The following is a 9320-nucleotide window of genomic DNA, read 5'->3' on the forward strand; positions in this document are numbered from 1 at the left end:
CTCCTCCTCCATTAAAAGTTAATACTCAATCCCAGTGTGTACGTCCGCGCCAACGGATATCCCCGTTTATCATCCACGCCTAAAGTGGAGTTCACCGTTGAACTGTTAATCATGGGTGAAAGTCCCGAATAACCGGAAATGGTTGCCAGGTTGTTGACTGTAAATGCCAGACGCAGGGAACGGACATATTTTTTCAGTTTCTGCACTTTCTCAATCGGCACGTTCCAACCCAGCGTCACATAGTCGAAGTTGACATAATCTCCCTTTTCCAACCAATAGTCGGTGGCGGTTTGATCCTTGATGTTCTGTTTCGGGGCTTTCTTCATTACGTTATAGTCGGGAAATATATTCATGTTCATATAGGTCAGGGAGGTTCCGTTGTAAATTTTATGTCCGAAAGCTCCGTTAACCTGCAAAGACAGGTCGAAACGCTTGTAGCGGAAACTGATGTTGGAGCCAAGAATCGTTTTAGGTACGGCTTGTCCTGCCACGTAGCGGTCTTCACCATCTTCAAGGCTGACACCTCCGCCATTCAGATCGGCGATGCCATAGGTGTATCCACCGTTTCCGTCGGATTCCAGTCCCGTACTGTGGGGAAGATAGAACACGCCCAACGGTTGACCCACCATCTGATATACAATGTGGTTGTATCCTCCATGAAAGCCGGCTCCGTCGAGGCCAGAAAGACTTTTATATTCGGGAGCAGAAAGCATTTCGCCGTTATACATACCGCTTAATGAGAGCAGTTTGTTGCGCTGGAAAGTGATATTGGCATTGATATTCAGTTCCATATCCTTGGTCTTCAAGGGGGTGATGCCGATGGCGATTTCCGTACCCCAGTTGCGCATGGAACCGATGTTGGCAAGTAAGGTGTTATAGGTGAAAGGCGGTACGCTTACGTTGTAAAGGTAAAGCATATCTGTGGTTCGGGAGTTGTAATAGTTGGCGGAAAGCAGCAGGCGGTTGCCGAAAAGAGCTACGTCGATACCGGTATTAAAGGTATGTTTCACTTCCCATTTCAGGTCGGGATTCGTGTTCCGCAAGTCTCCTAAAGATACGACGGCGGAGTTTCCGACGGGGACTACACCGTTCGGCTTTACAAGGTTCAATGTAGTGTATGAGTCAATCCCACTCTGATTACCTGCCAGACCATAGCCAATACGGAATTTCAGATTATCCACCATCGGCAACTGCTTCATAAATTCTTCTTCACTAATCACCCATGCGGCAGATGCGGAGGGGAAGAATCCCCATTTATGGTTCGCTCCGAATTTGGAGGAAGCATCTGTACGGGCGTTCAGCGTCAGTACGTAGCGGTCGGCGTATGTATAGTTGAAACGTCCCATGAAAGATGCCAGACGGGGTTGGTCGTAGTAAGAATTAGTGCCTTCCCATAAGCGGAGTGCACCTGCCTGAAGATTATTATATCCGAATTTGTCGGTGCTGAAATTGCTTACTGTTGTATAATATCCCGTGTAGGTTTCTTTTTGAAGTTCGGCAAGTGCCAGCACGTCAAAGAAATGTTTTTTCCAGTTTTTCTTATAGGTCAGCATCATGTTGCCCAGCAAGGATTCTCGCTTTTTGGTTCCTTTGTAAGCCTGGCCGTTCGCCCAGACGGAGGTGGGGAGGTATTGCGAATTTTCCACGATATTATAGGTATAGGCGCCGAAGAGGTTTAGTTTCAGTCCTTCCAGCAGATTGAAAGTCAGACGGGCGTGCGTGCTGATGTGCGAAGTGGCATCATCATCCTGCACTTCCATCCATGCCAATGGATTGGTAATTTGGCTGGCAGTCGTTATTCCGTCCCAGGAATTGGTGACGGGGTCTTTATGGTTGGGGTAGGTGGGGTTGAATGTGGCTGCCGAATAGAACGTTTTCTGATAATCCACCAGATTATGATTCTTCTGAATGGAACCGAACATTCCCAGCTCGCAGTTCAGGAAGCCGTCGAACATTTTCTGATTCATGTTCATATTCGAAGTGAAGTTTTTCATGTCTTCATTCAAAATCACTCCCTGACGATCCATGAAACCAAGAGAAACGCGATAGCTGGACTCACTGGAACCACCATAAAAGGCGATGTGATGGTTTTGTTGTAGTCCTGTCTGTTCAATCTCTTTCTGAAAATCGGTATTATATCCTTTGTCCAGAATGGAAATCCCGCGTTCCGAAGCGATACGGCGGTACTCATCGCCGGACAGCATTTTCAGATTCTTGTAGACGGTGGAAATTCCGAAGCTACCGTTGTAGGCTACTTGTGTTCTGCCGCTCATTCCTTTTTTAGTGGTGACCTCGATCACACCGGAAGCTCCTCGTGAACCGTATTGTGCGGTTTCGGAAGCGTCTTTCAGAATGGTAAAGCTCTCAATATCCGTAGGGTAAATGGAGGTGAGCATGCTCAAGTCTCCAAATACTCCGTCGACGATTATCAAAGGGTCATTGCCACTGGTCAGTGAGGTAGTTCCCCGCAGGCGTACTGCATCCAAGGCTGCCGGACCATTTGACCCGCGTTGGATAGTCAAGCCCGGCACACGTCCGCGGATTGCTTCCAAAGGGTTCGTTATCTGGTCTTTATTCATCTGTGTCTCCGTAATCTTCTCTACGGAACCGGAGAGGGTTTTCAAACTTCCGGTGGCATATCCAACTGTTATCAATGAGTCTATGGGCGTGGTAACGGGTATCTCCTGAGCGAATATACCACTACACGAAGCCGACAAAAGAAGAGTGAGCAATGTTAGTTTACCGTGTCGTCGTATCATAATTGTTAGTTTTTAAGGTAATACTATAAATATAACAAAAAAAGAAGGAATCTGGTTGAGTGGATTCCTTCTTTTTTTATTTTTGGGACACGGAGTACCTCACGGTTATTTCACGGATTATTTCACGATTATCTCATCTGTGAATATCCAGCCTCCGAATTCTTTTCCGGCTTGAGCCTGATAGCGAATGTATCTTCCTGTAGCATTCCCCTTCCATGAGATGTCCGTAAATTGGATAGGAATTTCTTTGGTGACTTCAAAAGTCCGGTGTTCCAATTCCGTAAAATTGGTTCCATCGTCAGAGACAGAGATTGTGACAGACTCAGGCAAAAACACCTCCGCACCTGTCACTTGCATGAAAGCAGCAGTAACGGAATGAATAGGAGTAACAGTTTCCATATCGATTATCACATCTAACCGGTCACCGTCAATAAATCCCTGCCAACAACCGTCTCCATACGTCCAATCGCCACGTATGCCGTCCGTTAGAGCGGTATTGCCCTGTGCCGGATAATGGGGACTATACGATGAATTGTATATTACCTTCTTACTCAATGCCAGATGGGCAACAGGTTTTACGGATTCCGGACGACTGCCAATCTCATTCTTCAAATCGAAAGGATGATATCCCTTTGCCTGTAACTCTCTCACCGCTTTCAAGGCGCGGGCATGGAAATCCCGCCATGACTTACGCTCGGGAGCAGACCAAGCCACTTCCGCCAATGCGAGGATACGGGGATACATCATATATTCAACCTGTTCGGGAGTGGGAATATATTCCACCCATAAGTTACCCTGCACACCGTAAACAAGTTTAGCCTGCTCTGTAGTCAGGGAAACGGAAACCGGATCGTACGAATACACTTTCTTCAATGGCAGATATCCGCCGATAGCTTCCGGCTGTGAATAGGGTGCATCCTGATAACTGTCCAGATAACAATAAGCGCCGGGTGTCATGACAGCCCGATGACCGGAGGTTACGGCAGCAATCCCACCTTCTTCTCCACGCCAGGACATAACAGTAGCATTGGGAGCTATACCTCCTTGCAAGATCTCATCCCATCCCAGCAAATGACGGCCGTGAGCATTGAGGAACTTCTCAATGCGGTGTATCAGGTAACTTTGCAGTTCATCTACATTGGCAAGATGTTCATCTTTCATTCTCTTTTGACACTTCGGGCACGTTTTCCATGCCGACTTGCCAGCCTCATCACCACCGATATGGATATATTCTGACGGAAAAAGTTCCATGACTTCGGTCAGCACATTTTCGAGAAAGGTAAAGGTTTCTTCATTACCGACACAGAAGTCCGAATTCTTGTACGGCTCGCCCGAACAGGACAGTTGCGGATAAGCAGCCAGCACTTCTTCCGAATGGGAAGGCATTTCTATTTCAGGGATGACCGTCATATAATGCTGACGGGCGTATTCAAGTATCTCACAAATGTCTTTCTGAGTATAATAACCGCCGGAAGCTCCGGGTTCATCGAAGCGAACGTATTCGCGTCCACCGTTCCACCATTTCTTCCAGTTCGGTTCCGTACGCCAAGCGGCAAAGTCAGTGAGCAAAGGATATTTCCTTATCTCAATGCGCCAGCCTGCCGCATCAGTCAGATGCAGATGAAGCCGGTTTATTTTATAAAAAGCCAATGCGTCTATCTGCTTCTTCACAAATTCTTTGGAGAAGAAATGGCGGGAAACATCGAGCATAAAACCACGATAAGCAAAACGAGGAGTATCCTCTATTTCAACGGATGCGACGGAATAGCCCGTGCCCGAAGGGGTAAGCAACTGTAATAGTGTCTGCATTCCGTAGAATAATCCGGCTCCGGAAGTTGAACAGATAATGATTCGTCGGGGAGTGACGGACAGTGTGTAACTTTCCGGAGAGGGCAACCGGTCATTCTTTTCGGTTATCAGCAGTGAAAGTACTTGGCGTACGTCCTTTTTCGAACCTTTCTTCAACGAAACAGGAAGTGCTTGCAGACAGTTCTCCCAAAGTCTCGCTTCTTCCCCCTCTAAGTTTGTATAAAGCTTTGTCTTTTCTGATAGAAAAAAGTAGTCCGCACCCTGCTCCATTTTCAATGGAACAGGAATTACGGACTGTGCTTTGATGGGATGCACCACAAGGCACATCCCTAATATCCATAAGAAAAGACAAACTTTAGCGTATCTATTTCTTATATTCATTAATCAATACTGATTTCGTCTACAAACAAGAAACTGTTTTTACCTTTTCCACCATGCCATGCCGGCATTGATTTCTCCGGTGATGCAATAACTCTTACATACTGCGTTTTCACCGGAGTAAAGGTCAACTTATGATCATAGACACCGTCTTTATCATCTTCTTTCATTTCCGGATATTCTTCGGAAGCAACTTTAGTAAAGTTCTTTCCGTCATCCGAAACTTCTACGGCCACAGTTCTCGCATCGAATACCCAATCGCCTTTGGCCACACAAGTAGAGATGGACACGCTTGAAATCTCTACGGGTTGTTGGAGATCAATCGTCATATCCATGTCATTCCCGTTGAAAGCAATCCAACGGCCGGATTTGTAACTACTGTTTCCTTTCAGACCGTCTATCAATGTAGCAGCTCCCTTGAACATGTATTGTTCATTGATTTTCTGATTGGCAACAATCGGCTTCATGCTGGATTTGCTGAAATCAATTTTCTCGGTAAGCACCTTGCTGTCTCCTAAAGAACGAATAGCTTTGGCAGACAAAGTTGCATTTTCCTTGACTTTCAACACGCCTTCATACAAAGGAGAAGCAACGGTAGGTTCCGTACCGTCCAAAGTATAATGAATAGGGGACTTATCAATAGTAGATAACATAATATCCAATGTTCCTTCTGTCGGATTCGGTTCAAATTGGACCTGCACTTCAAAGACGTGTTTAGCATAATTATATCCTTCGGCTTCATACCATTTGATTAACTGAGGAAGCCGAGACAGGAAGTCTGCATAATTCTTCTTATCGGGATTCGTCCACTGAACTTCACACAAAGCAGCCCAACGGGGCAATACCATATATTGCGCATGCGAGAATGTAGCGATATATTCGGTCCAAAGATTAGCTTGTACCCCTTTTATACATTGCTGTTCCTCCGGAGTAAGAGAAGCTGGCATAGGCTCGTAGCTGTATACTCTTTCCATCGGCAGATAACCTCCGATACCGAAAGGTTCATTTTCGATATCTTTAGACTGATAGTAGTCGAAATATAAATAAGTATTCGGAGTCATGATGACATCGTGTTTCTGCTTGGCGGCTTCAATACCTCCTTTTTCGCCGCGCCATGACATCACAGTAGCATTCGGAGCAAGTCCGCCTTCAAGGATTTCATCCCAACCGATAATCTGGCGTCCGTGAGCATTGAGGAATTTCTCGATATGATTGATAATGAAACTCTGCAAACGTTCTTCTTTAGAGTGTTCCTTATCCGATTTCAAGCCCAACGCCTTGGCACGTGCCTGGCACTTCGGACATTGTTCCCATCTTACTTTCGGACATTCGTCACCACCCACATGGATATATTCCGACGGGAAGATTTCAATCAATTCTCCATATACATCCTCGAGGAATTTCAATACCTGATCATTTCCGGCACAAAGCACATCTTCGGATACTCCCCACTGTCTCCATACTTCGTACGGACCACCGGTACAACCCAGTTCAGGGTAAGCGGCAAGGGCAGCTTGCATATGTCCCGGAAGATCTATTTCAGGAACAACGGTTATGTAACGTTCTGCAGCATATTCTACAATTTCTTTTGCCTGTTTCTGCGTATAAAATCCACCGTAAGGTTTACCGTCATACTCACCGGAGTTGCGTCCGATGACGGTTTCCGTTCTATTGGAACCGATTTCTGTCAGCTTCGGGTATTTCTTGATTTCCAGACGCCACCCCTGGTCGTCCGTGATATGCCAATGCAAACGATTCATGTTGTGCAATGCCTGCATATCGATGTAAGTCTTTATTTCATCTACCGTGAAAAAATGACGGCTGGTATCAAAATGGGCACCACGATAACCAAAACGGGGAGCGTCTTTGATTTCTACGGCCGGGAGGGCTATATTTGCTCCCACAGCAATAGGCAAAGATTTACGCAAAGACTGGATACCATAAAATACTCCGGCTTCCGTAGAACCGGTAATGGTTACTCCGTCACCGGCAACTTTCAGCTGATAGGCTTCCGGATTCTCATTTTCTGTTCCCAAAGCCAGGATAATGGCATTTTTTCCTTCTGTTCCGGCCTCAATGGTAAAGTCTTTTCCCGTAGCCGTCTTCAGATAGTCGGCCAGGAATTTCGCATTGCGCTGCATCTTCTCGTTTCCTTCCGGATAGAGAATCTTTACTCCGCTTTTCAGGATAAAGGGGACTCCCTGCTCTACAACGATTTCCTGAGGCAAAGGAATTACCTGATAATTAGCTTCTTGCTGAACTGACTGGCAAGAAACAAAAAGCCCTGCCACCGCCAAGCATCCGGTTAATTTCAACAGTTGTTTCATAAATTAAAAAATTAAGTGTTAAGTTATTAATAAATTTATGGAGTCAAAGATATTATTTTTCTGCCATATTTCACATTTTCCATCATATTCCACGGATAATTTAACAAAATATATTAATCAGGTAAAACACAATAACCCACCAAAAATAGCTTTCTTCATAATATAATTATCTTATTTTTTAATAATATCTGTAAGCTTCACTGCTTGAAATGTCATGTGTGCTACACTACTTTCGTATAAAATGCCTATAGTTTCTTTATCAATCATAGTCAGACAGCTATACCCCCATCCCGGATCTTCATCCAATAAAAGTTGATGTTCCGGCAGCCAAGTAAGTCCTTTATCCAAACTTGCCTTTATTGTAATATGGTCACGTCCTTTTACTGTATTCGGATTTGAAAATAGAAGGATGTCTTTGTTCAACACATTATCCAGTGCTTTGACATTCAGCAAGCTGGCCATACATACGGGCTCATTAAGTGCCTTACGTGAAGAAGCGTGTTCGGTCCAGCTCTTGCCCAAATCTTTTGTAATGGATACCGCCCGGCTACCTCCTCTGTTATCACGCATATTCAACATCAAAACTCCCGGTTCTATTTCTACAACTTGGGCTTCTGTGGTATTGGTACGGGCCATGTTATGCATCTTCCATGTCTTACCTTGATCCTTACTATACATAATTCCGGCATTAGGGATACGTGTCGAATCTATAAACTGGGTCGGAAAAACCAATGTACCGTCACTCATCGTTATTCCCCGTCCCGGTCCTTGAAGTAGAAAATACCAGGATGGATCTTTCACCTGTTCTGTTATATTGATTGGTTCCGACCACGTTTTACCATCGTCAGTACTCTTTACCATCATCAATTGTGCTGTATGATTCATATCCATTCCCGGATGTGAACTCCACCACGCACGCTGATTACCCATACCATGTGTCCATGCAGCAACTATCCATACAGTATTTGTCTTTGTGTCTACCAGAATAGAAGGATCCCCTACCCCATTTTGGGCTTTTGGCAAACCACCATACTCACCAAATGAAAGAGGAAGACGCATTTTTTCCCATGTCTTTCCTCCATCTGTACTACGGCTCAACCCAACATCAACATATTCTTGCAAATCAACGCTACTATTATAACGAACATCATATACTCCTAACAAAGTTCCTTTATTCGTAGTCACCAATCCCGGAATACGGAAAGCTGCCGATCCGTCATCTCCTGCGTGACGTACGCCGATAGCCATTCGATGAGAGATATTCTTAGGAGAAAGATATTTACAAGTCAAATCTCTGCCATCTACTTTTACCGCACATAGTTCAGAGTTTATTCGGGTATATAAAGAAGTCCCTTTTTTCATCTGCAAGCTAATCCAAAAAAAATTTACGCCTGGAAATAATTTATAATTACTCTTAAGTACTACTTTATTGGAGGGTCTCACTACTTCCGCACATTTCACCGAATACGACGGATTGGCAGATAAGGTAGTTCCCGGATGAAAACTGGATATATATTCTACAGGAGCCATACACTTTTTATTTCTATGTTGCAATGCCTCCGTGCCTCCATAATAGAGTTTTACTAACTGGATATCGTGCTGTGGCGTGCTTTTGCTGAAATCTAATACGACTTCATTCAGTAACTTACTTTCTTCAGCATCCAAACGAATATAAAACAAAACATTGTCTTGCCGTTCTATCAGAATGGGGATTTGTGTTTCACGAATAAATACTGTATCTGAAACTCGGATAGTATCTGAAGCTTGAACACTAAAGAAAAATCCTAATAAAATAAAGAGGAGAAAATAATGATTTCTTTTCATAATGGGGGTATTAGTTAGTTTAACGCGGTAAAGATAGGATTTTTCTTATACAAATTAAGTATTTTCTTTAAAATACAATATGAGAGCCACAAACTTTCTCTCTATTACCAAGTTCTGGTAGGACTAGTCAATACTTTGACCACGGTTCTGGCTCTTGTCATCATCGATAAGGTGGGCCGCAAGAAGCTGGTTTATTACGGAGTTTCGGGCATGGTTGTTTCTC

At 44.4% G+C, this 9320-nt stretch carries 5 protein-coding genes; 1 reads left to right on the top strand and 4 read right to left on the bottom strand.

Features of this window, described 5'->3' with window-relative positions; translation table 11 throughout:
• Positions 1-11: 11 nt before the first annotated feature.
• The 4 genes from H8S63_RS02825 to H8S63_RS02840 all read right to left on the bottom strand — a co-directional run bounded on the left by H8S63_RS02825 (position 12) and on the right by H8S63_RS02840 (position 9097).
• Positions 12-2759 (bottom strand): SusC/RagA family TonB-linked outer membrane protein, encoded by a 2748-nt coding sequence (locus H8S63_RS02825; protein WP_186925669.1) that lies wholly within the window; start codon positions 2757-2759, stop codon positions 12-14.
• 117 nt (positions 2760-2876) lie between these two features.
• A complete protein-coding gene (locus H8S63_RS02830) occupies positions 2877-4949 on the bottom strand; it encodes a family 20 glycosylhydrolase (RefSeq protein WP_186925670.1) in 2073 nt (690 codons plus the stop codon).
• Positions 4949-7273 (bottom strand): glycoside hydrolase family 20 protein, encoded by a 2325-nt coding sequence (locus H8S63_RS02835; protein ID WP_186925671.1) that lies wholly within the window; start codon positions 7271-7273, stop codon positions 4949-4951. Before H8S63_RS02835 ends, H8S63_RS02830 begins: the two co-directional genes overlap by 1 nt.
• 171 nt (positions 7274-7444) lie before the next feature.
• Positions 7445-9097, bottom strand: a complete 1653-nt coding sequence (locus H8S63_RS02840) for a sialidase family protein (RefSeq protein ID WP_186925672.1) — start codon at positions 9095-9097, stop codon at positions 7445-7447.
• 33 nt (positions 9098-9130) lie between these two features.
• Between H8S63_RS02840 and H8S63_RS19830 the strand changes: the two genes are divergently transcribed.
• Positions 9131-9320, top strand: a 190-nt coding sequence (locus H8S63_RS19830) for an MFS transporter (RefSeq protein ID WP_370527597.1), incomplete at its 3' end; no start/stop codon positions are given.

It is taken from the genome of Bacteroides sp. NSJ-39, from assembly GCF_014287315.1.
Taxonomy (GTDB): Bacteria; Bacteroidota; Bacteroidia; order Bacteroidales; family Bacteroidaceae; genus Bacteroides; species Bacteroides finegoldii.

Coding starts and splice junctions, on each gene's coding strand:
- H8S63_RS02825 (WP_186925669.1), bottom strand. CDS start 2,759: ATGATACGACGACACGGTAAACTAACATTGCTCACTCTTCTTTTGTCG.
- H8S63_RS02830 (WP_186925670.1), bottom strand. CDS start 4,949: ATGAATATAAGAAATAGATACGCTAAAGTTTGTCTTTTCTTATGGATA.
- H8S63_RS02835 (WP_186925671.1), bottom strand. CDS start 7,273: ATGAAACAACTGTTGAAATTAACCGGATGCTTGGCGGTGGCAGGGCTT.
- H8S63_RS02840 (WP_186925672.1), bottom strand. CDS start 9,097: ATGAAAAGAAATCATTATTTTCTCCTCTTTATTTTATTAGGATTTTTC.